We start from the raw sequence: 24,383 nt of genomic DNA on the forward strand, positions 1-24,383 counted from the left end.
AAATCTGCTTTCCGTCAATTCGGACAGGCCGTCCGCGCCCATGGCGAGGCTCACCTGGTTGCCCAAGAACCCGAGGCATATTGCGGAAAATCGATTTCCGCAAGCTGTCGTCAGACCGGCACCTTCGCCTTCAGGCTTGCGGCGGCCATCGCATAGCCGCCGGCGGCGCCATCGATGAAATGAACGTGATCGCGCTGCAGCGGCGAGGCGACGAGGCATGTCATCAAGGCCGATTTCTGGCGGTGCAGGCCATAGTTGCAGATGCCCGCCTCTTCCGCCTGTTTCAGCCGGTTCTCGATCCGTCGCAACACATCCGCGTCAACGTCGATAGTCATCTTCAAGCCGTCGTCGAACTTCCGGAAATCCGAATTGCTGGCCACGTCGCGTTTGTAGATCTTCGGATCGAAGCTGCCGATCGTCCAGCCATATCTATCGGTGACAGCCGTAAGCGTCAGCTGGAACAATATCCACAGCTTCGACAGCCACCGCCATCCTGCCGGCGCCATGGCCCGCGCCTCGATATCGAGGCCGGCGGGCGAAAAACTGTAGGCCGGACCGTTCACCGGCAACGGGTGGCCATCGCGTTCCTGCCCCCCGGCAAGGGCGATGATGTCGGAAGCCAAAGACTGAAAACCGCGCAAGTCGCGCGACGGCCCCGGGATGGCTATGATCGAGACGATTTCGCCGTGCCGGGCGTCGATCGGGTTCCAGCGGCAGGAGAGGCCGGTAAGATCCGGCCGTGTGCCGGCTGGCGCAGGATCGATGCGGTAGCGCCCCGCTTTCATCTCGGCTTCCGCCCAACTGCCGCCACCGCCCGCGAACATGGCATAGAAGACCGCTTCGGAGGCCCGGAACCTCGCCACGCGAACGTCGAGGCCTTGCGCTCTTATATCCTCTATCGGCACGATTGCGGCACGCAAGGTCAGGTCCAGTTCGTCCGCCACCCATCTCTGGACAGCGGCCAGCGCGTTGCGGGTGATCTCCAGAGCCGAGCCGGGAAACGCCACGAGCGCGCCGTCGCCGCCGAAGACAAAGGGAAGATCCCGCCGACCCAGCGCATTGAGCAGCGCCGAGATAACGCTGGCGCCGGCCATATTGACGGTTTTATAGCGCCCAGCGTTGATCGCCTTGGTCGAGCCGACAATATCGGCGGTGGCCAGCGCCCAGCCATCCGGGAGAGGCCGATAGTTATCGATATCGGCAACGCTTTCGAACCTTGCGAAGACCGGCAAAGAAGCGACAAACGGATCGGACGCTGCAGCTGTTTCCATGAGCATCAGATACCACATTCCACTGCTTGAAAGTGAGTCGATCATGCTTCGAAATTGACTTGCGCAGGCTTTCCGATGATAGGGTCGGGCGATGCGAATTGCCTTCTACGCGCCGCTGAAGTCGCCCAATCATCCCGTTGCCTCCGGCGACCGCCAGATGGCACGGACGCTGGTCAAGGCGCTGGAGCATGCAGGGCATAGCGTCGAACTAGCATCCGAATTGCGCTTCTATCTACGCGAACCGGTTCCGAAAATTTTCGATGCGCTCAAGATCGAAGCCCGAGAGGAAGCCGCGCGGCTGACAAAGCTTTGGGATCGTGACGGCAAGCCCGATCTCTGGTTCTCCTATCATCCCTATTACAAGGCGCCCGACCTGATCGGACCCGAGCTGGCGTCGGCCTTTGCTATCCCCTGTGTGACAGCGGAAGCCTCCTATTCGAGGCGGCGCAACGCCGGTTTGTGGGCCGACACGCAAGCGTTGGTGGCGCGAGCCGTCGAACAGGCAGCGCTGAACATCTGCTTCACGCAAAGGGATCGTCAGGGACTGGCAGATGCGATTCCCGACGCCGCTCTCGGTATGCTCTCGCCCTTCATCGACACATCGGCATTCCGGGAAATGCCGGCACGGGGTTGTCCGACGCGCCTCGTTACCGTCGCCATGATGCGCCCGGGCGACAAAGTCGAAAGCTATCGCATGCTGGCGCAGGCGCTCGGTCCGATCGGCCACCTGCCCTGGACCATGTCGGTCGTCGGGGATGGGCCTGCCCGTGACGAGGTCAAAGCGCAATTCGCCGGCTTGCCCGGCGATCGTATCGTATGGCTTGGCGCGATTGAGCCGGCCGCCGTCGCGGATGTCCTCTACAGTGGGGGAATTTACGTCTGGCCGGGTTACGGCGAGGCCTATGGCGTTGCCTATCTTGAAGCACAGGCCGCCGGCCTTCCGGTGGTGGCTCAGGACATCGCCGGCGTGCCGGAGGTCGTGCGGGATGGCCAGACCGGGTTTCTCACCCCGCCGGGCGATGTGGCGGCGTTCGCTTCTGCCATTGAAAGGCTTCTCACCCGTAACGACGAAAGAACCATCATGGCCGCGGAAGCCAGACGTTTCATCCTCGAAGAACGTTCCCTCGGTGTTGCAGCGGGGCGTCTGGCCGAACTTCTTGCGAAGATCCCGGTTTCATGACATCCGATCGGATCTGGCAGCCCTTGGTGGAAGAACTGGCGTGCCGGCAACGGGCGGGCCGTAAGGCAGAGTTCTGGCTGCGTGACGATGACGCCGTGGATCCGACGCCCGCGCTTGATCGGCTGCTCGACCTCACCGGTGAATTCGCGGTTCCGGTCACTCTGGCCGTCATTCCGGCCCTGACTGATGAGAAGCTTGTCGTCCGGCTTGACGAGGCGCCGCATACCGCGGTCGCCATCCATGGCTGGGCGCACCGAAATCATGCGCCCGAGGATCAGAAAAAGCAGGAGCTCGGCGCGCATCGGCCACGCGAGGCGGTGCTCGATGATCTGGCTCGCGGGCTGTCGCACGTAACCGGCCTGCACGGCGCACGTGCCGTTCCGATGCTGGTGCCACCCTGGAACAGGATCGACGCCGGCTTGGTACCCGACCTTGGATCGATAGGATTTTCGGCATTGTCGGTCTATGGGCCGCCGAAGCCGGCTCCACTGGCGGTCATCAACAGCAATGTCGACATCATGGATTGGCATGGCACGCGCGGCTGCCGCGATCATGGCCTATTGGTTCAGGCTATCATCGCGCAATTGCAGCGTGCAATCGACGGCGGCGAACCGGTCGGCCTGCTCACCCACCATCTCGTACATGATGAATCAGCCTGGCTGTTCCTCGAACGGCTGTTCACAGTCACCGCACAGACTGAAGCCTGCGCATGGCTTCCGATCGGGACATTGATGGGGCGCAGCGCCGGTAGAGGAAAATAGCTCAGCGCTTTTTGTGCAATGAGCCCGGAAATTTGAGCGTCTGGCCATCCCGCGCGGCAAAAGCGCCGGCAAACCTGTCTTTGGCCAGTTTCTCGATTTTGTCCAGTTGTTCGTCGGTGCGTGTCGGATCGTGGTGAAACAGCGCAAGCCGCCGCGCACCGGCCGCCTCACAGAGCTTGACGCCCTGTTGCCAGGTCGAATGCCCGTTACCGCGGCGGCGTTCCATTTCCTGGTCGGTGTAGGTGCAATCGTAAATGACGAGGTCGGCATCTTCGATCAGGGCGAGCACCGCCTGATCGAGTTTGTCCGGCTCGTGCTCAGTGTCTGTGATCACCGCCACGACCCGGCCGCCCCATTCGACCCGGTAGCCTATGCAGCCGCCCGGATGGATAAGACTGCCGGTTCGGACCACCACCCCTTCGCGCGGGCGAAGCTCGTCTCCGGATACGAAATCGCGGCAGTCGAGGCTTGCCTTGCAGATCTCCAGTTTCACCGGAAACCACGGCGGCCGCATGAACTCATCGACCATCTGCCGGGTCGTCATGCGTCCTGCAAGATGCCCGGACCAAAGCGTAAGCTTGACGCGCCGGTCATAGATCGGCGCAAAAAACGGCAGCCCGATGATGTGATCGTAATGGCAATGGGTGAAAAACAGGTCGAAATCGGTCACGCCTGACGTCCGAAGCGCCGGGCCGGCAGGCCGTAGGCCAGAGCCCGCGTCGAATAGAAGCGTATGTTTACCGCACCGCATCTCAATGCAGCTCGTGTTGCCGCCATAGCGAGAGAATTCTGGCCCCGATACCGGAACGCTGCCGCGCACGCCCCAAAACCTGACCAGGAAAACTTCGTAGTCCATGCTACCCCTTCCCAGTCCCCGTCGCCCATCGTAGCCAAACAACTGCTGCTAGGCGAGACAGGTTTTCTCCCGGGTGACCTTCTCAGCAAGAGGCCAGTGCCATCGCGACGGCGAGGATCGAGCGCACGTCATCCGTTATTTGGTGCTTCGTGCGTCGATCAGATCCGCGGTCGTATGGCTTAGGCGATCGGCAAGAACCCGCAATATCTCGATGGTCATTTCCGGGAACTCCCTCATAAGCCTCAGGAAATGATCCTTGCGGATCCTCAAGACTTCCAGCGGACTTGCCGCTCTGACGGTGGCGGTGCGAGAGCTGTTGCACAATATGGCGATCTCGCCAACAATCGAATTGGGCTCCAGTTCGGCAACTTTTATCGGCCCGCTGTCGGAATCGACCAGAATATCCGCCCTGCCTGAAAGGATGACATAGGCGGCGTCTCCCTCGTCGCCCTGCCGGAAAAGGATCTGGCCGGCGCCGTAGCTCACACGATCGGATGTGAACGCAAGCAGCTTGAGCTTTGTCGGCTCGATGGCAGAGAACAAGGGAACGCGTTGCAGCATTGCAACTTCATCCTTGAGCAGCATTGTCGCAAACCTCCCCAAAATTCGCGTTTGCCAGACTAGAGCAACGGACGCCCTGATGGAATGAATTCTGTTTCCGGGATGGCGAGACGAACCGCGCGAAAGGTGGCGAGCCCGATGTCGTGCGATCGGGCGATGCCGCCAGGAAATGGCGTCCGCCAACCGGAAACCCGAAGAGCCGGGTTAATTTGCGGCAAACCCTTCGGGTTTCGGCGGGGTGTAGCCTCGCTGCGCCCTTCGTCGAATCCCTTGACCTTGCAGTAAATTCCCACCGGCAGAATGATCCCATCTGAATGTCCGTTGCTATGACAACAGTTCCTTGAATGTACCGTTCCCTGCCAAAAGTGTCTCGGGTGTTCCGTCTTCCACCAATTTACCCGAATCGAAGACGATAACGCGATCGAACATCATCGCCATCGCCGGATTGGTCACGACCCACACAATTGCCGGCGAATGGCCGTCGCGCCTGGCTTCCTCGAGCACGTTCCGCAAAACCTTGTCCTGCATGCGCTGGTCGAGCGCCGACAGCGGCCGGTTGAGAATGAGAAAATCAGGACGCTTGAGCAGGGCCCGGGCAACATCGAGCTTCTGTCGCTGTCCACTGGTCAGCCGCCTGCCGCCGGAGCCGACGTTGAAGTCCAGGCCGACATCCAGTAGTTCGGCATAAAGCCCAAGTTCGTCAAGAATGTCATAGACAATGGAGCGTATGCGGTCCGGCGCGTCGGGATGGTTGTTGCCCACACGCCCGAACAGGACATTATCCATGACGGTGGCCGCGGCAATGTATTTGGCAGGATCATACCGTTCAATGGCATTTTGCAGCTCGGGCGGCAGGTTCTCATGGAACAGGTTGCGTGCAGCGACGATCTTGCTCATCAGTTCATCGCTCAGCAGGCCGAAGCGGTGCCGGGGCTCGATATAGGCAAAGCTCAAGGTGACGATCATGGCGCGGTCGCTCTCCGAAACCGCCTCGTGGGGACGGTTCTTGAGCCGTTGCAGCAAGGTTTCGTAAGTGGGTATCTCCTCGGCGCTCATGAAGGCAAGTTGCTGGAAGAACGGGTGATCGGGCGGCAGGTCGGCAAACAGCTCGATCGCCTGTTCGGCGATCTCCATGCCCATTTCGTAGAGCGTGCGGTCGAGGCCGGCTTGCCTCAGCACAGAAGCAAAATAGGGATTGGCCGCCAGAGCCCTGTCGGCCAGTTCGGGGCCGGCGGCAGCGCCGAAGAGCAGGTTTTGGCCGATCGTTGCTTCCTTGTTGTAGGCGCCCGGTTCGAAAGGAACCACCAGTCCGCTCAGCCCTTCGTGTTCCAGCCGGGTTCGCAGCGCCGCACGCAGTTCGACGATCCGCCGGGCAAGCTCGCTGTGACGCGTGAGATCGGCCGAAGAGCGCAAGCCAAGATCCAGGATATCGCGCGATAGAACAACCGCGTCGAGTACCCGGCGCACGGCTTCAAAGAGGTCGTGCGGGCCGGTAGCGCCGGCGGAAACATAGTTGATCCAGTCGCTGTGGATATCAAGATCCGGATTGCCCGACAGGCGCGCCTCATGCATGTTCCAGCGGTGCTGGTCTGCCGCAGCACTGTCATAACGCACCGATGTCAGCGGCGCATGCTTCAACCCGTAGAGCAGGTTATCGCGCAGGCTTGCCTGGAACAGGAAAACATCCGACGAGGCATAGGACATGCGCCGGCCGGTCACTGCTTCGGGGAGTTCAAGCAAGTCGTCGGCGCCCGAAGCGACCCTTCCGCCGTCGGGCCAGTTCAGCCGCGCGAAGGCTTCTGCAAGCGCCTCGGCTCCACCTGTTGCGGTACTGAGCAGCGCCACCGTCTCACCCGGCTTGATCTTGAGGGAGACACGGTCGAGGAGCATTGCACCGCCATCATCTGCTATCGACAGACCGATCGCCGACAGGGGCTTGGTCATCGGATCGGGATCGTCGATCGTCAATGCCCCGATCCTCGGCGCAATGAGCCGATCGACGGTGAATTGTTCAACGACCTGCTGATATTTGACCTGGACATCCTGCCGCGCCTGATCCCAGTCGATCAGTTCCTTCATCGGTCCGGGCAGGTCCTTGTAGGCGCCGATCACGGCCACGAGCTGACCGACGTCCAGCCGCCCCTGGATGACCAGATACCCGCCGATCATGTAAAACAGAAAGGGCGTGAGCTGCGCGAGAAAATTGTTGAGGAATTTCACCATGAATTTCCATTGGTAAAGATCGAAGCGGATCTTGAAGATGAGCCCGAGCCGGGCAGCTATGTCGGCGCGCTCGTAGTTTGATGTGTCGTGGACGTGAACCGCGCCGATGCCGTCGACGATTTCGCCAACCCGGCCCGAAAGCGCGCGCGCCGTCAACTGCCGTTCGCGCCCGAGCACGATCAGCCGCCGCCGCATTCGCGGGATGAGCACGATCTGGACCGCCACGATCCCGGCCGCGATCATTCCGAGCCAGAAATTCTGGACCACGATGAACAGCATGGCCGTCAGCGCCTGGCCGCCGAGCAGCACCGGTTGCACGAAGGCATCGCCGATGAAGCCGCCCAGCGGCTCCACCTCGTCCTTCACCATGGTCGCCACTTCGGCGGATTTCACCCGCTTGAAGTAAAACGGCGGAAACCGCAGCACACGATCGACCAGTTCGAAGCGGATACGCCGCAGCATGCGTTCGCCGAGGCGGCCCTTGTAGGTGTTGATGTAGAGTTTGAACAGGCCGTTGATGACGACCAGCAAGAGGAACACAAGGCTCAGCGCAAACAGCGTCGCCACGCGGTCGAGCTGAAAACCGGAGAAGAACTGGACCTCTCCGATGAACGGCAGGTTATAGTGCAGCCTCATGAATGGCTGAGTCGCGCCCGGTTGCTCGAACCCGCTACCTTGGATTGGGCCGTTGATGATCAGCTTCGGCAGGTCGAAGGACATGAAATACGGGATCATCGAAAGCACGACGATCATCAATATCCAGAGCTGCTGCTTCCTGGTGTGCGTCCAGATATAGCGGGCTAGGCTGGGTTCCATATGCGGCTGTGGACCCTTCAGTTGGAACGATGCAGGATGTAAAAGCACCTGCTGGCGAATGGCGTGTCGGCAATTTCTTTGTCGCCAAAGACAAGCTCGAAGCTGCAGCGCACGGAAATTGTCCTGCGCTCAACGATGGAAGGAACCTGCGAGGCGGCGCGATCCAGTTCCGGCGCATGGTCGATGACAACGACATGGGCATTGCTGATCATCGAAGAAGGCGGCTGGCCAAACGGTTCGCGGCTTCGGTAGGGTTTCGGCGAATAGCCGAGCAGCACGAAGCCGCAGCTGAGCGGCTGGTGCTGGCGAATGGACGCCGATGGTCCGGACAGATGCAACAGGCTCTCTCCGGCACCGGGCAATGGCGAAGCGGCTTGCAGCATAATCACGTCCGCGAATCAACAGCCTTCCGGGAGGCAAGATTGCGTTGTGTCGCCCGAAATCCCAACCTACAAGACGAATATGATGGATGTCACGCAACCACGCAATGCCGGCATGGACTGGCACGAGCAAGCCTTTGACCTGACGCGGGGAATTGCTGCCTATGTCAAGTGCCCCCTGGTGGCAGCGCTGGCGCGCGTCATCACCAGGCATCCGAACGCCGATATCGCCAATGCCTTCAACCACAAGCAGGTCGCCTGCAAGATGTGGGCCCTCGACAGGCTGTTCGAAAGCTGCGGCGGCCGGTTCGGGCGCATATGGGTTCTGGGTGGATGGTACGGCGTATTGCCGGCAATGCTTTTCAACGACGCCCGCTTCGACGTCGCGGCGGTCGATAGCATCGACATCGATCCCGAAGTCGCGCCGGTCGCCCGGACCCTCAACCGGGAAGCCGGCGACCGGTTCCGGGCGCTGACGGCAGATATGTACGCACTCGACTATGCGGCCGGGCGGCCCGACCTGATGGTCAATACGAGCTGCGAACACATAGCCGATCTGCGCGCCTGGCTTGCTCTGCTTCCGCGGGGCACGACCGTACTGCTGCAATCGAACGATTATTTCAGCGAGCCGACGCACATCAACTGCGTGGCTTCGCTTGCAGCCTTCGAAGCAATGGCGGCGCTACGGGAGGTGCGGTTCTCCGGCGAACTGCCGACAAAAAATTATACGCGCTTCATGCTGATTGGAACTGTTTGACGCATTTCGCCCGGTTTGGGACAACGACATGCATAGACGAGGAGTTGAAGCGCGTCGCACGAATCTCGCCAGACGCGATGCGCGTTAGCATCTATCGTCTGTTTTGATCATGAACTTCTCCGAAACCGGGCCCCACTTTTAGGGACCATGTTCGATACCGCTGGCGCAGAATTTGCGCCGAGCGATGCGCGCCTTCCAGATCGAGACGATGCGCGGCTGGCGTCGGTCCCGCAAGCGCCTGTTCGATCGCTTGCGCCAAACCTTCAGGCGTTAGGTCCTTCTCCATCAGCACCGTTGCAAGACCGAGTTCTTCGAGCCTCAGGGTGCGAACCGTCTGTTCGGTTTCCCCGCCGGCTGCAAATGGAACGAGCAGAGAGCGACAACCCGCGCGCAGGACATCGCAGACCGTGTTGTAACCCGCCTGCGAGACCGACAGGCGGGCGCCGGTCAGCAGGCTGGCGAAATCCTCGCGGAACCGGAAGATGGACAGGACCGGCGAGGCATCGCGTGCGATCGCGTCAAACTCGTCTTTCGGCAGGTTGGGGCCGGTGATCAAACACCATTTCCAAGCTTTGTTGGCATTCCGCGCCGCTGCGATGGTGGAGCTGACAAGGCTCTTTCCGGCAGCCCCGCCGCCAACCGACACCAGAACGTCGAAGCGCTCGGAGGCCGCGGGCGATGGCGGCGCGGCAACGAGCCCTGTGTAGGTGACCTCGGCCTTGATCGCCCCAGCCAGTGGAAATGTCTTGTCGATGGTTGCGAAGGCCGGATCGCCATGGACGATGACAAGGTCGAAATGCCTGTTGATCAGATCGACCGTTTCCTCGTTTCGGCCCGGCTTGACGCGCTCCTGAAGGATATCACGGACCGACGTCGCCAGTAGCGGTCTGGGCGACGTCGCGTCGATGGCCTCGATCAGCGGCAGGAGTTCGAAACGCATCTGCCGGCGTCCAAATGGAAAAGCCTCGACAATGACGATATCAGGCCTGCAATCTCGGAAGGCCTGCAGCAGCATCTCTGAACGCCATCTCTTGAAATCATCGTCGATGGGTTTGCCCTGCAGGTCGACAAGTCCGGAAAATCCTTCATCACCGGAGGTGACAGGTGGCAGGGTTACAGATTTCACACCCACGCCCGGAAACCCCGCGATCGGCGCTCCGCCGGTCACGACGGTTACGTCAAACCCGTCATCGACCAGAGCCGCCGCAATGCGGCTGGCGCGCGCGAGATGGCCGATACCGAGCAGGTGCTGGACATAGAAGAAAGCGCGCAGCCGCTTCATTCGGCGGCCCGCCACTCCCGCTCGAACAGTTCCTTGAGCTGTCCAATGCTTGCCAAATGATCGAAATTACCGCGCACGCGCCGCTCTGCGGCGTCGCCGAGGCGGGCGCGCAGCACGGGATCACGGATCAGGCGCTCCAGCGCCTGCGCCAGGGCAATTGGGTTTTCCGTCGGAACCAGCAGCCCGGTTTCATCCGGCGATAGAAGCTCCGGCACGCCGGAAATATCGGTCGACACGCAGGCAAGCCGCTGGCTAGCCGCCTCCACCAGAACATTCGGCAGACCGTCCCGGTCGCCATTTGCGGTGATCCTGCAGGCCAGGGCGAAGATGTCGGCGCAGCGGTAGTGATCAAGCACCTCCTCCTGCGCAAGCGCGCCTTTCCAAAAGACGCGGCCATCCAGGCCGAGCTTTTGCGCCAGCGCCTTGAACCGTTCCAGTTCCTCGCCGCCGCCGATATGCTCGAAACGCCACGCCAAATCACCAGGCAAGAGGGCAAGGGCCTCCAGCAACGTATCGTAACCTTTCTTTTCAACGGCGCGCCCCACACTCAGAATGATAACCGGTTGGTCCGGCGCCGAGCCGTCATGCTGTTTTCGCGCCTCACTGATACTGCCGAAGCGATCAAGGTCGAGCCCATGATAGCTCAGATGCACAGACGCGTTGCCGTTAGCGAGTTTTTTCAGACGGTCGAAGCCGGTTTTCGTGCAAGTTACCGTCCAGCGGGCCGAGGAAAGCTTGCCAGCCAGATCCCAGTCCGCCGAAGTCCAGATGTCCTTGGCATGGGCCGAGCAACTCCAGGGCAGGCCACGAAGCTGGCTGGCATAGCGCGTCACCGATGCCGGTGTATGCGCGAAATGTGCGTGCAGCCAGCCCGCGTCTTCCGGCCATTCGGCCGCCAGCACGAGCGCTTGCCCGAAGCGGCGCGCGCGATTGCGCGTAAAGTCGCGGCCGAGGTCGATAGCCAGCGATCCGAGCGCGCGCCAGAAGCCCGGCCGAAGCAGATAAGCAAACAGGGAGCGAACCACGCGCAGCGGCTCTTCATGCAGATATTCCGGCAGATAATGGACGGGCGCTTTGATCTCGTCATGCACGGGGTGGCGTTTTGCGTCGGTCGGCCGCCTGAGCGCGAAGAGTATCAGGTCGAACCCCGCACGCTCCAGACCGAGCAGTTCCTGCGCGATGAAGGTTTCCGACAGCCGCGGATAGCCCTTCAGAACCACGACGATCTTGCGATGTTGCAACTCAGATCATGCCTTCAATGACCGAAAGGTGATGGCCGCCCCGCCGGTCGAGCAGTTCCGAGACGATTTCAGAAATGTGAGGCAGCCCTTCCAGCGTCAGATGCGGATGGCTCTGCGATGGGCCGGGCCGGGCCGGCAGCACCTCCAGCGCATTGGCAAACCGCTGGGAATCCTCGGCTTCTTCCGGCAAAAGCATCTCAATGAGGCCGAGTTCGGCTGCGCGCCGTGCTCGAATCAGTTGTTCCTCGCGGGGCTTGACGCGCGGCACGATCAGCGCCGGCTTGTCGAAAGACAGTATCTCGCAATAGGTGTTGTAACCGCCCATCGCCACGACCGCCTTGGCGCCGGCAATGAGATCTTCCATGCGGTTGTCGAACTCGATGATCTTGATATAGGGGATCTTGGCCCCCTTCTTGAGCAGCTTGTTGCGCTTGCGCGCCGGCATGTAGGGCCCAAGCACGATCAGCGCCCTATGCTGCAATTGCGGATCCTGCTGATAGGCATCGATGACACTGTGGATCAGGTCGCCGCCGTCACCGCCGCCACCGGTGGTAACGAGGATATAATCGCCGTCGGGCCGGTGGCCGGGCAACTCGTTCTTCTGCAGGCTCCGTTGCAGGAAACCGACGAACTTCATCTTTGCCCTGACAGCCGGCGGCACGTCCAAACCGATCAGCGGATCGTAGAAATCCGGCGGACCATAGACCCAGACCTTGTCGTAGAACAGGCCTATCTTGCGCATCACATCCCTGTGTGCCCACTCTGCTTCGAGCAGATGCGGCGCGTCCATCACCTCGCGCAGGCCGAGCACGAGCGTGGTGCCCCGCGTCTTAAGGTAGGACAGCGTGTCCTCGATCTCACCGCGCAGGCCAAGCGGTTCCTTGTCGACGATGAAGATATCCGGCCGGAAGGTCTCGGCTGTGTGGCGGATGATCGACTGGCGCATCCTTAGCGTCTCATGCAGATCGATATCCTTTTCCAGCGAGGTGTATTCGCCGTTGCGCAACTTGATGACGCTGGGGATCTTCACGAAGTCGACACGGGCGCGGTAGTCGAAGGCGCCAGCGATAGTCGCACCCGAAATGATAAGCACCTGAAGTCCGCGGAAATCCTCGACCAGCGAATGCGCGATCGTCCGGCAGCGCTGCAAGTGGCCGAGCCCGAACGTGTCGTGGCTGTACATGAGAATTCGAGCATTTTGTACGTGCTGGGTCATTGTTGAACGTCTTTTGGAATTCTCGCCTGAGGACCGTGGACGACCCCGCACGAAACCATCCTCGCGGGTCTGCCGACCTGTTTTGGAGCATGACGGCGCAATTATCAATTACCCAAGAGGGTCCATATGCAGAAGCCAGGAAGCTGCGTCTGCTCAGTTGCCACGCTGGTCCAGAAGAACCTGCATCATTTCTGGTCTTGATCATCTCGGATTGGCAGCGAAGATTCGGATAAGGCGGCGTTGGCAGAAATAGACGTTTCCAAGGTTGGGGTCGAGCGTTCGAATCGCTTCATCCGCTCCAAGTTCTCTCAAGGGAATCAAGCTATTGAGGGGCGCCTTTCGGGACGCTTTTTGCTTACAAGGCCAAGCTTTGCCGCCTCCTGAAAGCCGATGTCCGAGTGACCAGGTTGACGGTCTCTCTCGCGCTAAAAGCAGCCATCAAAGGGTGACAGGTCAGCGCTATTTGTCATCTGTCCAAAATCTGCCCCTGCTGATAACCGGCGCTTGCATACATGCCAGTGGTTCTGAATTCTGTCGGACTGACGCCGAAGCCACGTCGGAATACCTTGGCGAAGTAGTTGGGATCTTCGAAGCCGCACATGCCGGAAATATCCTTCACCGGAAGGTCGGCGGACATGGTCAGTAGCTTTGCGGCGCGGTCGAGGCGTCTGTTGAGGACGAACTCAGCCGGAGGAATACCTTCATGCGCTGCGAACACACGTGAGAAATGCGCGCGACTGAGACCGGAAAGCCGCGCCAGCTCATCGACCGGCAACGGCAGATGCAGATGCGCACCGATATAGTCAGTCACCTGACGCACTACCGAATTCTCCGCCACGTCATTTCCGTGCAGTTCGAACACGTCGTCATAGAGTGCCATGGCCGCCTCGTAGGAAATTGCCGAGGCGCGTGCCGGCGTTGAGCCGTCGCCTTTGACCAGCCGGTAGGCGCAGTCGGCCAGATTATCGACGGTCGCTGCCCGAAGGCTGAACACCGGTCCTTTCGTTGCCAGGACTTCTCTATGGATGCGCAACGCTTCCGCCCCATGCATCGATATCCAGAAAAACTCCCAGCGCCCGCCTTTTTCGACCCAGTAGCGGTGCGAATGCGGAACAACCAACAGCATCGTCTCGCCCGGAGCGATGCGGTAGGACCTGGTTCCGTAACGCAGGTTTCCGGTGCCGCTGATGGTGTGCTGTATCACTGTGAACGGCGTCTGCCCGCGCCTGCGGCCATCCCAGCTATAGCCGGCATCCGTTCTCACGTCGTAGCCGGTGCTCGTCGGCATGGTGTGCAATCGCTGCCGAGCGCGCGGCAGGGAAATCATTTTCATCACCGGTCCAAGGTCGACGAGTTTTTGCAGCACAAAATTACCCTACAAAGCACATCTACGCCCTACCGGAGGGGCGTGATCTTACGCATATTGACCAAAAAACAAAAGAGATGAGGATGAAACCCCGGTTGCACGCCGCCTGGTTGCGTGTCTTCCGAATAACACGCCTGGACTGGATTTCTACGAACCGATTTTACCTATCGGTCCAATCCGCTTGCGGAGAAGGTTCGAATGAGCAGATTTAAGATCGCAATCATTGGCGCGGGCAGCGTCGGTTTCACCAAGAAGCTGTTCACGGACATCTTGTGTGTGCCGGAGCTGCGCGACATCGAGTTCGCACTGACCGACATCAGCGAGCACAATCTCAAGATGATCGAGTCAATTCTCCTGCGGATCGTCAAGTCGAGTCAGCTTCCTGCACGGGTGACCGCGACGACGGACCGCCGCAAGGCGATCGAGGGCGCGCGCTACATCATTAGCTGTGTGCGCGTCGGAGGTCTCGCCGCCTATGCCGACGATATCCGCATCCCCTTGAAATACGGCGTCGACCAGTGCGTCGGCGATACGATCTGCGCCGGTGGCATTCTCTACGGCCAGCGCAACATCCCGGTCATTCTGGATTTCTGCAAGGACATTCGCGAATTGGCCGAGCCAGGCGCCAAATTCCTGAACTATGCCAACCCGATGGCGATGAACACCTGGGCGGCGATCGAATTCGGCAAGGTCGATACGGTCGGTCTCTGCCATGGGGTCCAGCATGGGGCCGAGCAGATTGCCGAGATCCTCGGCGCCGGGGAAGGCGAGCTCGATTATGTCTGCTCCGGCATCAACCACCAGACCTGGTTCGTCGACGTTCGCGTCAAGGGCCGCAAGATCGGCAGGGATGAGCTCGTCGCCGCCTTCGAGGCGCATCCGGTCTTCTCGCGGCAGGAGAAACTCAGGATCGACGTGTTGAAGCGCTTCGGCGTCTATTCGACCGAAAGTAACGGCCACCTGTCGGAATATCTGCCCTGGTATCGCAAACGGCCTGAGGAGACTGCCAAGTGGATCGATATGTCGGACTGGATCCACGGCGAAACCGGCGGTTATCTGCGCTATTCGACCGAAACCCGGAACTGGTTCGAAACCGAGTTCCCGCAAATCCTCGAAGATGCGGGAAAGCCCTTCGATCCCGGGCGCCGCTCGAACGAGCACGCCAGCCACATACTGGAGGCGCTCGAGACCGGCCGGGTCTATCGCGGGCACTTCAACGTCAAGAACGAAGGCGTCATCACCAATCTTCCGTCCGATGCAATCATCGAATCGCCTGGTTTCGTCGATCGCTTCGGCATCAACATGGTGGCCGGCATCACGCTTCCGGAAGCCTGCGCCGCGACCTGCATTTCGTCGATTAATGTCCAGCGCATGTCCGTCCACGCGGCAATCTCCGGCGACATCGACCTCCTGAAACTGGCCGTGCTGCACGATCCGCTGGTTGGCGCCATCTGCACGCCGGAAGAAGTCTGGCAGATGGTCGACGAGATGGTTGTGGCGCAAGCGCAATGGCTGCCGCAATTCGCCCATGCGATCGACAGCGCCAAGGAGCGGCTGAGCCGCGCGACGGTAAAAACGCGGGAATGGAAGGGCGTCGCCCGCCGCGAGGTTCGCTCGATCGAAGAGATCAGGGCCGAAAAGGAAGCCATGAAGTTGCGCGCGGCCGGCTGAGACATTGGTTGCGATAAGCCAATGTTCCGGAAAACCGGGCGGCCAGGATCGTGCCTCGGCGAATGCGCTCGGGCAGCACGGCACTGTCATCCGAGAAAGCGGAATACCGCTTCTGAGAAAGCGGAATACCGCTTCTGAGAAAGCGGAATACCGCTTCGTTCGATGCTTGTAGGAGGAGAGCCATGCCATCGCGGCAGGCCCGAAGCATAAGGGAGAAACCAGGACAATGAACATTTTTGGCCGCATGAAAACCGCCGCCGCGCTTCTGTTCGGCGTATCGGCGTTCGCGATCCATGCCGTGGCCTCCGAGCCGACGATCGTGCCGGAACAGCCGCCGTTTCCGGCGCAAGGCAAGATCAATTACGTGCCGCGCGATTCAATTCTGGAATTCAAGGCGCTATCCGAATATCTCGAGCCGGAGTGGGTCACCGAAAAATTCGTCAAGACCGGGAAACTGCCTCCGTTGGCCGAGCGGCTGCCGAAGGAGCCGATGGTCTTCAAGACAGGCAACATGCCCGACGGGATAGGCGTCTATGGCGACACGATGCGCCACGTCATCGGCGGCCGGCCGGAAGGCTGGAACTACAGTGCCGGGCAGACGCAAGGCTGGGGCGGCATTGACATTGCGATGTTCGAATGCCTGACGCGCACCGCGCCGCTCTTCCAGGTCGATGCCAAAGACGTCGAGCCGCTGCCCAATCTTGCCCGGAGCTGGGAGTGGTCGGAAGACGGCCACACACTGACGATGAAGTTGATCGAAGGCGCAAAGTGGTCCGACGGAGATCCCTTCGACGCCGATGACGTGATGTTCTATTGGGACGACAATGTCGTCGATCCGAACGTCTCGCCGCTGAACGGTGCAACACCGGAAACGTTCGGAGAAGGCACCACCCTGAAGGCGGTAGACAAATATACGATCGAATGGACTTTTAAGGAGGCGTTCCCGCGCCAGCATCTCTATGCGATGGCCTATGGAACCTTCTGCCCTGGCCCCTCGCACATTTTGAAGACCAAGCATCCGAAATATGCAGGCACCACCTACGACGAGTACAAGAACGGCTTTCCGCCGGAATACTTGAATATGCCCGTCATGGGCGCCTGGGTGCCTATCGAATACCGTTCGGACGACGTCATCGTGCTTCGCCGCAATCCTTACTATTGGAAGGTGGACGAAGAGGGAAATCAGCTGCCCTATCTCAACGAACTGCACTACAAGCTTTCGACCTGGGCCGATCGTGACGTGCAGGCGATCGCCGGGTCCGGCGATATCTCGAACCTGGAGCAACCTGAAAATTTCGTGGAATCGCTGAAGCGCGCCGCACAGGAAACGGCTCCCGCGCGGCTGGCCTTTGGCGCCCGGCTGATCGGCTACAATCTGCGCATGAACTTTTCAGCCAATGGCTGGGGCGAGCCGGACGAGCGGGCGCAGGCCGTACGCGAGCTCAACCGCAACGTCGATTTCCGTAAAGCCGTGACCATGGCCATCGATCGCAAGAAACTCGGCGAATCCCTCGTCAAAGGACCCTTCACCGCGATCTATCCCGGCGGCATTTCCTCTGGCACGAGCTTTTACGACCGCGCCTCGACGGTGTACTACCCGTTCGATCTGGAAGGCGCCAAGGCGCTGCTGGAGAAGGTCGGGTTGAAGGACACGGACGGCAACGGCGCCGTCAACTTTCCGGCCGGTACAGCTGGCGGCTCGGACGTACAGATCGTGCTTCTGGTGAATTCCGACTACAGCACCGATCGCAATCTCGCGGAAGGTCTGGTCGGCCAGATGGAACAGCTTGGCCTCAAGGTCGTGCTCAACACAATCGATGGCGCGAAGCGCGACGCAACCCAGTATGCCGGGCGCTTCGACTGGCTTGTTCGCCGCAACGAGCAGGAACAGACCTCAGTTGTGCAGAACACGACCCAGCTTGCCCCGACCGGTCCGCAAACGAGTTGGCATCACAGGGCAGGAACGGACGGCACGGTCGATCTGATGCCGTTCGAACAGGAACTCGTGGACGTCGTCAACAAGTTCATCTCCAGCAACGACAATGACGAGCGGGCTGATCTGATGAAGCAGTTCCAGAAGGTCTCGACGACGAATCTCGATACGATCGGCCTGACAGAATATCCGGGTGCGCTCATCATCAACAAGCGCTTCTCCAACATTCCGGAAGGCGTGCCGATCTTCATGTTCAATTGGGCGGAGGACACGATCATCCGTGAACGGGTCTTCGTCGCGGCCGACAAGCAGGGCGACTACGAGCTGTTCCCCGAGCAGCTTCCGGGCAAGCCCGGTGAAGGCGGTCCGATCAACTGACCGCAGTCGATCTCCCCTCCGGCGAGCATCCGCCGGAGGGGAGGTTGCGAATTGAACCGTGGAGATACCGCGCCTCGTGAAGGAGCAGATCGCCACGAGCCACAAGAGAAGCAAACACGATCATGTTCAGATTTCTGCTTGTGCGTATCGCCTCGGCGATTCCTGTCCTCTTCGTCCTGAGCGTCGTGACGTTCGCGATCATCCAGGCCCCGCCGGGCGACTATGTGCGCTCGCAACTGATCAACCAGGGTGGCGCATCCTTCGAAAAGGCCGACGCCCAGGCGCAGGCCTACAAGATCGCGCATGGCCTCGATAAGCCCTTGCCCCTCCAGTACGTCAACTGGATCACCGGCATCGTCACCCGCGGCGATTTCGGCCACAGTCTCTTCTACAACAAGCCTGTCGCCGATGTGGTCGGCGAACGTTTGCCCCGTACGCTGGCGCTGGCGCTCGTCTGCCATATCCTGGCTTCGGTGATCGGCATCACCTTCGGCGTTTTGGCGGCAACCCGGCAATATTCCTGGGTGGACAGCGTGCTGTCGGGGATCTCGTTTCTCGGCATGACGGTACCGCGATTCCTGATTGCGCTGATCATCGTCTATATCCTGGTGTTCCACTTCAATGTCACTGAGATCAACAGTTTCCATTCCGCCCGCTACGGCGGGGCGCCCTGGTCGTGGGGCAAGTTCGTCGATCTGGTCAAGCATGTCTGGCCGGTCATCGCGATCGCCACTTTGGGCGGGCTCGCCTACAACATGCGCGTCATGCGGGGCAATCTTCTCGATACGCTGAACGCCCAATATGTCGAAACGGCTCGGGCCAAGGGCTTGAGCGAGCGCACGGTGGTCATGCGCCACGCTGTGCCGAACGCGCTGCATCCGCTCGTCATGTATCAGGGCGTCGTGCTGCCCTACATGCTGACCGGCGAGATCGAAACCGCGATCATCTTCGCCCTGCCGACGGTCGGCCCGGCCATCGTCGGCTCGATGTGGATCGGCGACGTCTATGTCACGGCGACCTTCATGCTGGTTCTGTCGGTGACCCTGATCGTCGGCAACATCATCGCCGACATGCTGCTCGCGGCACTTGACCCGCGCGTTCGCCTTGGGGGAGGGACCAACGCATGAAAGCCGACGTCCAATCCATAATCTGCGCCTCCGTGCCGCCGGCCAAAGGCAATGGCAACGAAACCTATACCGCGCTTGTCTGGCGCCGTCTGAAGCGATCCTGGACCGGCATGATAGGGCTGATCCTTGTCTGCCTCCTGATGATCATGACGATATTCGCGGAGTTCTTCGCACCCGTCGATCCGAAGCTGACCGGCGTCGGTTTCGCGCCGCCTCAGACAATCAGCATGACGGATCGGGGCGGGAACTTCGTCTTTCCGCCGCGCAGCTATCCGATTCGTGAAACAGATGAATTCGACCCCGTCACGTTCCAGCCGATCGTAGGCCCCGACTACGAAAACCCGCAGACGCTCGGCTTTTTCGTCAAAGGGTTCGGATACAGGCTTTTCGGACTGATCCCGGCGCAGCGGCATTTCTTCGGCGCCACCGACGGAAGCCCGGTCAATTTCCTCGGCACCGACAAGTTCGGCCGCGATGTGCTGTCGCGCATCATCTACGGCTCGCGCATTTCGCTGATGATCGCCCTGACCGTGGTGTTCATCATCACGGTAGTCGGCACGACGGTCGGCATGGTGTCCGGATATTTCGGCGGAAGGTTCGACGCATGGGTACAGCGCTTCGTCGAACTGGTGCTCGCCTTTCCGCAACTGCCGCTTTATCTCGCGCTCACCTCGCTGATTCCGGTGACGGCGCCGACCAATGTCTTCCTCGCGTTCGTCATCTTCGTGATGTCGGCGCTCGGCTGGGCACAGCTGTCGCGCGAAGTTCGAGGCAAGACGCTGGCGCTGGCGCGGATCGACTATGTGCGGGCGGCGATGGCGATCGGCGCAACCGACCGCCGGATCATCTTTCAGCATATTTTCCCCAACGTCATGAGCCACGTCATCGTCGCCGTCACGCTGGCGATCCCCAATGTCGTGCTGCTTGAATCCTTCCTCGGCTTCCTCGGTTTCGCGGTGAAGCCGCCGCTGGTCTCCTGGGGGCTGATGCTGCAGGATACCGCGACATACTCCGTCATCGGGTCCTATCCCTGGATCCTTGCCCCCGTGGGTTTCGTGCTGGTCACCGTCTTTTCGTTCAATGCGCTGGGCGATGGTCTTCGCGACGCCGTCGATCCCTATTGAGAAGGCCGGCACCATGGCTCTGACGGAAAAGACCTTGATGGCGCCGGACGAACGTCACGATCATGCGGTGAGGACCGGCAGTCCGATCATCGACGCCCGCAATGTCGCGGTGACCTTCAAGGTAGAAGGCGGAACCGTCGACGCGGTCAAGGATGTCTCGTTTCAGCTCTATCGCGGCGAGACCATCGCTGTGGTGGGAGAATCCGGCTCCGGCAAGTCGGTGACGGCGCGCACGGTCATGGGCCTGCTCACCAAGCGCGCCACCGTGGCCGTGCACTCGCGGATCGAATATGATGGGAAGAATGTGCTGAAATTCTCCGACCGGCAGCGCCGGGCGCTGCGCGGCGACCGCATTTCGATGATATTCCAGGAGCCGATGAGCTCGCTCAATCCGGTCTACACGGTCGGCGCGCAGATCATCGAGGCGATCCGCGTTCATCAGAAGATGAGCCGCAGGCAAGCAGCGGAGCGTACGCTGGAGCTGTTGCGGCAGGTGCAGATTCCGGACCCGGAAAGCCGCTTCAACCAATATCCGCACCAGCTTTCAGGCGGTCAGCGCCAGCGCGTCATGATCGCCATGGCGCTCGCCAATAATCCGGACGTACTCATCGCCGACGAACCCACGACGGCACTCGACGTCACCGTGCAGGCGCAGATCCTCAACCTCATCCGTGATCTGCAGCAGAAGCTAGGTATGGCGGTAATCCTGATCACTCACGATCTGACGGTCGTTCGCCAGTTTTCCGACTACGTCTATGTCATGAGCCAGGGCGAGGTGAAGGAGCACAACACCACTGAAGCGCTCTTCAAGAACCCGCAGCATCCCTATACGCGCCATCTTCTGGCGTCCGAACCAAAGGGCATGGCCAATCCGACGCCGGTGGACTCAGCCGTCATTCTCGAGGGCAGCAATGTGCGGGTGTCGTTCATGCTGAAGCATGGCGGGTTCTTCAAGCCGCGGCTCAAGGAACTCGTCGCCGTCGACAGCCTCAGCCTAAAGCTTCACCGGTACGAAACGCTGGGGCTGGTCGGCGAATCCGGGTCCGGCAAGACGACGTTCGGGCAGGCGCTGGTGAAGCTTCTGACGGCCGACGGCGGCGAAATCTTCTTCGACGGCGAACCGATCCACGCAAGGACACGTGACCAGATGCGGCCGCTCAGATCGCGCATGCAGGTCGTCTTTCAGGATCCGTTCTCCTCGCTCAATCCGCGCATGTCGGTCGGCCAGATCATCGAGGAGGGGCTGATCGTCAATCGGCTCGGCGACAACAAAAGTGATCGGCTGCAGCGCGTGGAGCAGGCGCTTGTCAGCGCCGGGCTTCCGCACAACATCCTGTCGCGCTTTCCGCACGAGTTTTCCGGCGGACAGCGCCAGCGCATCGCTATTGCGCGGGCAATCGCACTCGAGCCGGAATTCATCCTGCTCGACGAGCCGACATCGGCGCTCGATCTCTCCGTTCAGGCCCAGATCATCGACCTCCTGCGCAAGCTGCAGGATGAGCGCGGCCTGAGCTATCTCTTCATTTCCCACGATCTCAAGGTCGTACGCGCGCTCTGTCATCGGGTCGTGGTGATGCAGCACGGTAAAATCGTCGAGGAGGGACCCGTCGACGAGGTTCTTTCCCATCCGAGGACCGCCTACACTGAACGGCTCGTCAAGGCCGCGTTCGAGGTAGCCGCATAATCGCAGACAAGAGGCGCAATTCATGACGAGACAACCCAAAATCACGTTCATCGGGGCCGGTTCCACCGTCTTCATGAAGAATGTCATCGGCGATGTGCTGCAGCGGCCGTCTCTTTCGGGCGCTACCATCGCGCTGATGGACGTCAATCCGCAGCGCCTGGAAGAAAGCGAGATCGTCGCCGGAAAGCTGGTCAAGACGCTTGGCGCTGCGGCGACCATCGAGACGCATTCCAGCCAGCGCAAGGCCCTGGAAGGCGCGGATTTCGTCGTCGTTGCCTTCCAGATCGGCGGCTACGAGCCCTGCACGGTCACTGATTTCGAGGTGCCGAAGAAATACGGCCTGCGCCAGACGATCGCCGATACGCTCGGCGTTGGCGGCATCATGCGGGGTTTGCGCACCGTGCCGCATCTCTGGAAAATCTGCGAAGACATGATGGCAATCTGCCCCGACGCCATCCTCCTGCAATACGTCAACCCGATGGCGATCAACACCTGGGCGATTGCGGAAAAGTATCCGCTCATCAAGCAGGTCGGTCTCTGCCATTCGGTGCAGGGAACGGCTTTTGAACTCGCCCGAGATCTCGAAATCCCGCTCGATGAAATCCGTTACCGTGCCGCCGGCATCAACCACATGGCCTTCTACCTGAAATTCGAGCATCGGCAGGCCGATGGCAGCTACCGCGACCTTTATCCGGATCTCGTGCGCGGCTACCGCGACGGGCGATTTCCGAAACCCAGCCACTGGAATCCGCGCTGCCCGAACAAGGTGCGTTACGAGATGCTGACCCGCCTCGGCTATTTCGTCACCGAAAGCTCGGAGCATTTCGCCGAATACGCGCCCTATTTCATCAAGGACGGCAGGCCCGATCTGATCGAGAAATTCGGCATTCCGCTCGATGAATATCCCAAGCGCTGCATCGAGCAGATCGAGCGGTGGAAAGGGCAGGCGGCCGCCTACCGGAGCGCCGAGAACATCGAGATCGAGGAGAGCCATGAATATGCTTCCTCGATCATGAACTCGGTCTGGACTGGCGAGCCCTCAGTTATTTACGGCAATGTCCGCAACAATGGCTGCATCACCTCGCTGCCGGAAAATTGCGCGGCCGAAGTGCCGTGCCTGGTCGATGCGTCCGGTATCCAGCCAACCTTCATCGGCGCGTTGCCGCCGCAACTGACGGCGCTCATCCGCACCAATGTCAATGTGCAGGAACTGACTGTCGCGGCCTTGATGACGGAAAACCGCGAGCATCTTTATCACGCGGCGATGATGGATCCGCATACCGCCGCGGAGCTCGATCTCGACCAGATCTGGTCGCTGGTCGACGACCTGCTCGCCGCGCACCGCGACTGGATTCCGGAGTGGGCGCGGATCTCGAAAAACGTGCAGGCAGCGTAAGGACGGAACGGTCCCGGTTTGGAGCCGCGATATGGCGTCTCCAAAGCCGACGTTCAGCCGTACCGGAAGTCATGACCCTGACCGGCCTTTCGGCCGCCGCCTCGGAAGCGGCATTCAGCCGGATGCCAGAGCGTATGAGCCCGCTCCCGTCCTTTGCACACGGATTCGATTCGCATCTCAAAAGGCAGACGTCCGGAAAGTGTAGCCGAATGGTCTTTGACGCCTGGATAAACCCGCCTGTTAGCCAACGAAGAGTACCATCGCAGGATGTAGTTTTTTGAGATTTGGCAGCGATTTCGACTGCCAAGGTATTTCCGAGCTTCCCCGGACAATGAGTTGGATCTCTGGATGCTTTCTGACCTCTATGGTAAATTTGGCCAATAAATTGATGCCCGACGAGTTAAGGAACTCCAAGTCTGATACATGTATCGTTATAGTAGTAGGATTGGAGGTAAGGACATTCATCATTAGCTGCAAAATGGGCGCATAGGCTTCAGAACTGGACAACCTCATTACGCCGTCAAAATAAACATCGCTTCCTTCGTTCCACACGCGATAATTTGTCGTTGTTATGTCCACGATTTTGTCTTCATTTCGTTTTAGTTGTAAGTTTCTGATACCAGAATTGAAGCATATGTTTCCAGGCGAACCTGGTCCCTTTCGTCGGCGGGGCTGAAGACCCAAGCCAGGCTCGCGCCATAGTCGCTCATCAACGTCAGCAATCCAAGACCGGAATTTGTTGTCTGAGGGTCCGCGGCATTCTCTTCGATTCGCTGGATCAGGAGCTCACCCGGATCGCCGGCCGTGATCTCCGACAGAAGATTTTGAAATTTAGCGGTCGTTTCGACGTCAACAACATTCGAAACCTTGATTTTAAAACTTTCCGATTCCATGGCCGCCTCGATCGTGATCTCGCCGGGCGCACGAAACTTGACCGCATTTTCAATCAGTTCGTTGACTAGATAGCCAATGCTGTGTCGCACTTCCCTGTAGTCGTTGCGAGAAGACTGGAAGCGCAGGGCAAAAACGTCCGCGATGAAGTCCGAAGTAGTAGCGCAATGATGCCAACTCAGGTCGAGAGGTCCATCGAACAATCGCACGCGGCTGACGCTCTCTCTCATTCCAATTGCAAAGTCGGCTGTTCCGAACAGTGTTGTCAT

The 24,383-nt window shown here is 60.0% G+C and carries 20 protein-coding genes; 9 read left to right on the forward strand and 11 right to left on the reverse strand.

Translation table 11 applies throughout. From position 1 onward, the window contains the following. Positions 1 to 110: 110 nt before the first annotated feature. The gene (locus AC0L2K_RS14145) at positions 111 to 1,289 is read right to left on the reverse strand and encodes a DUF3095 domain-containing protein (RefSeq protein ID WP_031254510.1); all 1,179 of its coding nucleotides are present in this window, start codon (positions 1,287 to 1,289) and stop codon (positions 111 to 113) included. 73 nt (positions 1,290 to 1,362) lie between these two features. Here AC0L2K_RS14145 and AC0L2K_RS14150 point away from each other — a divergent pair, with 73 nt between their 5' ends. Beyond that, positions 1,363 to 2,451 carry a glycosyltransferase family 4 protein gene (locus AC0L2K_RS14150; protein ID WP_473531612.1) on the forward strand — a complete coding sequence of 363 codons (1,089 nt, stop codon included), beginning with the start codon at positions 1,363 to 1,365 and terminating at the stop codon, positions 2,449 to 2,451. Then, a complete protein-coding gene (locus AC0L2K_RS14155; RefSeq protein WP_473531613.1) occupies positions 2,448 to 3,212 on the forward strand; it encodes a polysaccharide deacetylase family protein in 765 nt (254 codons plus the stop codon). The genes AC0L2K_RS14150 and AC0L2K_RS14155 overlap by 4 nt, the downstream gene beginning before the upstream one ends. Before the next feature lies 1 nt (position 3,213). Here AC0L2K_RS14155 and AC0L2K_RS14160 read toward each other — a convergent pair whose 3' ends face one another. The 4 genes from AC0L2K_RS14160 to AC0L2K_RS14175 form a co-directional block, all read right to left on the reverse strand. Continuing rightward, positions 3,214 to 4,068: an MBL fold metallo-hydrolase gene (locus AC0L2K_RS14160; protein WP_473531634.1), complete on the reverse strand. Its 855-nt coding sequence runs from the start codon at positions 4,066 to 4,068 to the stop codon at positions 3,214 to 3,216. Between the two features lie 135 nt (positions 4,069 to 4,203). Then, the gene (locus tag AC0L2K_RS14165; protein ID WP_287072643.1) at positions 4,204 to 4,653 is read right to left on the reverse strand and encodes a cyclic nucleotide-binding domain-containing protein; all 450 of its coding nucleotides are present in this window, start codon (positions 4,651 to 4,653) and stop codon (positions 4,204 to 4,206) included. A gap of 300 nt (positions 4,654 to 4,953) precedes the next feature. Continuing rightward, positions 4,954 to 7,668, reverse strand: a complete 2,715-nt coding sequence (locus tag AC0L2K_RS14170) for an ABC transporter transmembrane domain-containing protein (RefSeq protein WP_473531614.1) — start codon at positions 7,666 to 7,668, stop codon at positions 4,954 to 4,956. A gap of 17 nt (positions 7,669 to 7,685) precedes the next feature. Further along, the gene (locus tag AC0L2K_RS14175) at positions 7,686 to 7,946 is read right to left on the reverse strand and encodes a hypothetical protein (RefSeq protein WP_473531615.1); all 261 of its coding nucleotides are present in this window, start codon (positions 7,944 to 7,946) and stop codon (positions 7,686 to 7,688) included. A 187-nt stretch (positions 7,947 to 8,133) separates the two neighbouring features. On the opposite strand from AC0L2K_RS14175, the gene AC0L2K_RS14180 reads away from it, so the two are divergent. After that, the gene (locus AC0L2K_RS14180) at positions 8,134 to 8,805 is read left to right on the forward strand and encodes a methyltransferase domain-containing protein (RefSeq protein ID WP_473531635.1); all 672 of its coding nucleotides are present in this window, start codon (positions 8,134 to 8,136) and stop codon (positions 8,803 to 8,805) included. Between the two features lie 91 nt (positions 8,806 to 8,896). Here the strand turns inward: AC0L2K_RS14180 and AC0L2K_RS14185 are convergent, their stop codons facing one another. The 4 genes from AC0L2K_RS14185 to AC0L2K_RS14200 form a co-directional block, all read right to left on the reverse strand. After that, positions 8,897 to 10,087, reverse strand: a complete 1,191-nt coding sequence (locus tag AC0L2K_RS14185; protein WP_473531616.1) for a glycosyltransferase family protein — start codon at positions 10,085 to 10,087, stop codon at positions 8,897 to 8,899. Next, entirely contained in the window at positions 10,084 to 11,328 is a 1,245-nt protein-coding gene (locus tag AC0L2K_RS14190) for a glycosyltransferase (protein WP_473531617.1), read from the reverse strand. The genes AC0L2K_RS14185 and AC0L2K_RS14190 overlap by 4 nt, the downstream gene beginning before the upstream one ends. A 1-nt stretch (position 11,329) precedes the next feature. After that, entirely contained in the window at positions 11,330 to 12,544 is a 1,215-nt protein-coding gene (locus AC0L2K_RS14195; protein WP_023797956.1) for a glycosyltransferase family protein, read from the reverse strand. Between the two features lie 466 nt (positions 12,545 to 13,010). Then, positions 13,011 to 13,877, reverse strand: coding sequence for an AraC family transcriptional regulator (locus AC0L2K_RS14200; protein ID WP_051407739.1), 867 nt, complete (start codon positions 13,875 to 13,877; stop codon positions 13,011 to 13,013). 231 nt (positions 13,878 to 14,108) lie between these two features. Between AC0L2K_RS14200 and melA (AC0L2K_RS14205) the strand changes: the two genes are divergently transcribed. From melA (AC0L2K_RS14205) to melA (AC0L2K_RS14230), 6 genes are all read left to right on the forward strand, one after another. Further along, positions 14,109 to 15,581, forward strand: a complete 1,473-nt coding sequence (melA, locus tag AC0L2K_RS14205) for an alpha-galactosidase (protein ID WP_473531618.1) — start codon at positions 14,109 to 14,111, stop codon at positions 15,579 to 15,581. 226 nt (positions 15,582 to 15,807) lie between these two features. After that, positions 15,808 to 17,892 (forward strand): ABC transporter substrate-binding protein, encoded by a 2,085-nt coding sequence (locus AC0L2K_RS14210; protein WP_473531619.1) that lies wholly within the window; start codon positions 15,808 to 15,810, stop codon positions 17,890 to 17,892. Between the two features lie 122 nt (positions 17,893 to 18,014). After that, complete coding sequence (locus AC0L2K_RS14215; protein WP_473531620.1) at positions 18,015 to 19,019, forward strand: ABC transporter permease; 1,005 nt, start codon at positions 18,015 to 18,017, stop codon at positions 19,017 to 19,019. After that, positions 19,016 to 20,143 (forward strand): ABC transporter permease, encoded by a 1,128-nt coding sequence (locus AC0L2K_RS14220; RefSeq protein WP_473531621.1) that lies wholly within the window; start codon positions 19,016 to 19,018, stop codon positions 20,141 to 20,143. Before AC0L2K_RS14215 ends, AC0L2K_RS14220 begins: the two co-directional genes overlap by 4 nt. A gap of 13 nt (positions 20,144 to 20,156) precedes the next feature. Then, complete coding sequence (locus AC0L2K_RS14225; protein ID WP_473531622.1) at positions 20,157 to 21,827, forward strand: ABC transporter ATP-binding protein; 1,671 nt, start codon at positions 20,157 to 20,159, stop codon at positions 21,825 to 21,827. A gap of 22 nt (positions 21,828 to 21,849) precedes the next feature. Next, the gene (gene melA, locus AC0L2K_RS14230; RefSeq protein WP_473531623.1) at positions 21,850 to 23,223 is read left to right on the forward strand and encodes an alpha-galactosidase; all 1,374 of its coding nucleotides are present in this window, start codon (positions 21,850 to 21,852) and stop codon (positions 23,221 to 23,223) included. A 240-nt stretch (positions 23,224 to 23,463) separates the two neighbouring features. Here melA (AC0L2K_RS14230) and AC0L2K_RS14235 read toward each other — a convergent pair whose 3' ends face one another. Continuing rightward, complete coding sequence (locus tag AC0L2K_RS14235; RefSeq protein ID WP_023797948.1) at positions 23,464 to 23,802, reverse strand: slr1659 superfamily regulator; 339 nt, start codon at positions 23,800 to 23,802, stop codon at positions 23,464 to 23,466. Positions 23,803 to 23,822: 20 nt separating this feature from the next. Then, a complete protein-coding gene (locus tag AC0L2K_RS14240; RefSeq protein WP_027154850.1) occupies positions 23,823 to 24,383 on the reverse strand; it encodes a slr1658 superfamily regulator in 561 nt (186 codons plus the stop codon).

Source organism: Mesorhizobium sp. WSM4817 (assembly GCF_055811135.1).

Bases quoted from the DNA above. Each gene is read 5' to 3' on its own strand.
- AC0L2K_RS14200 (WP_051407739.1), bottom strand. From the start codon at position 13,877: ATGAAAATGATTTCCCTGCCGCGCGCTCGGCAGCGATTGCACACCATG.
- AC0L2K_RS14185 (WP_473531616.1), bottom strand. From the start codon at position 10,087: ATGAAGCGGCTGCGCGCTTTCTTCTATGTCCAGCACCTGCTCGGTATC.
- AC0L2K_RS14195 (WP_023797956.1), bottom strand. From the start codon at position 12,544: ATGACCCAGCACGTACAAAATGCTCGAATTCTCATGTACAGCCACGAC.
- AC0L2K_RS14155 (WP_473531613.1), top strand. From the start codon at position 2,448: ATGACATCCGATCGGATCTGGCAGCCCTTGGTGGAAGAACTGGCGTGC.
- AC0L2K_RS14215 (WP_473531620.1), top strand. From the start codon at position 18,015: ATGTTCAGATTTCTGCTTGTGCGTATCGCCTCGGCGATTCCTGTCCTC.
- melA (WP_473531623.1), top strand. From the start codon at position 21,850: ATGACGAGACAACCCAAAATCACGTTCATCGGGGCCGGTTCCACCGTC.
- AC0L2K_RS14160 (WP_473531634.1), bottom strand. From the start codon at position 4,068: ATGGACTACGAAGTTTTCCTGGTCAGGTTTTGGGGCGTGCGCGGCAGC.
- AC0L2K_RS14145 (WP_031254510.1), bottom strand. From the start codon at position 1,289: ATGTGGTATCTGATGCTCATGGAAACAGCTGCAGCGTCCGATCCGTTT.
- AC0L2K_RS14225 (WP_473531622.1), top strand. From the start codon at position 20,157: ATGGCTCTGACGGAAAAGACCTTGATGGCGCCGGACGAACGTCACGAT.
- AC0L2K_RS14170 (WP_473531614.1), bottom strand. From the start codon at position 7,668: ATGGAACCCAGCCTAGCCCGCTATATCTGGACGCACACCAGGAAGCAG.
- AC0L2K_RS14180 (WP_473531635.1), top strand. From the start codon at position 8,134: ATGGATGTCACGCAACCACGCAATGCCGGCATGGACTGGCACGAGCAA.
- AC0L2K_RS14220 (WP_473531621.1), top strand. From the start codon at position 19,016: ATGAAAGCCGACGTCCAATCCATAATCTGCGCCTCCGTGCCGCCGGCC.
- AC0L2K_RS14150 (WP_473531612.1), top strand. From the start codon at position 1,363: ATGCGAATTGCCTTCTACGCGCCGCTGAAGTCGCCCAATCATCCCGTT.
- AC0L2K_RS14165 (WP_287072643.1), bottom strand. From the start codon at position 4,653: ATGCTGCTCAAGGATGAAGTTGCAATGCTGCAACGCGTTCCCTTGTTC.
- AC0L2K_RS14210 (WP_473531619.1), top strand. From the start codon at position 15,808: ATGAACATTTTTGGCCGCATGAAAACCGCCGCCGCGCTTCTGTTCGGC.
- melA (WP_473531618.1), top strand. From the start codon at position 14,109: ATGAGCAGATTTAAGATCGCAATCATTGGCGCGGGCAGCGTCGGTTTC.
- AC0L2K_RS14240 (WP_027154850.1), bottom strand. From the start codon at position 24,383: ATGACAACACTGTTCGGAACAGCCGACTTTGCAATTGGAATGAGAGAG.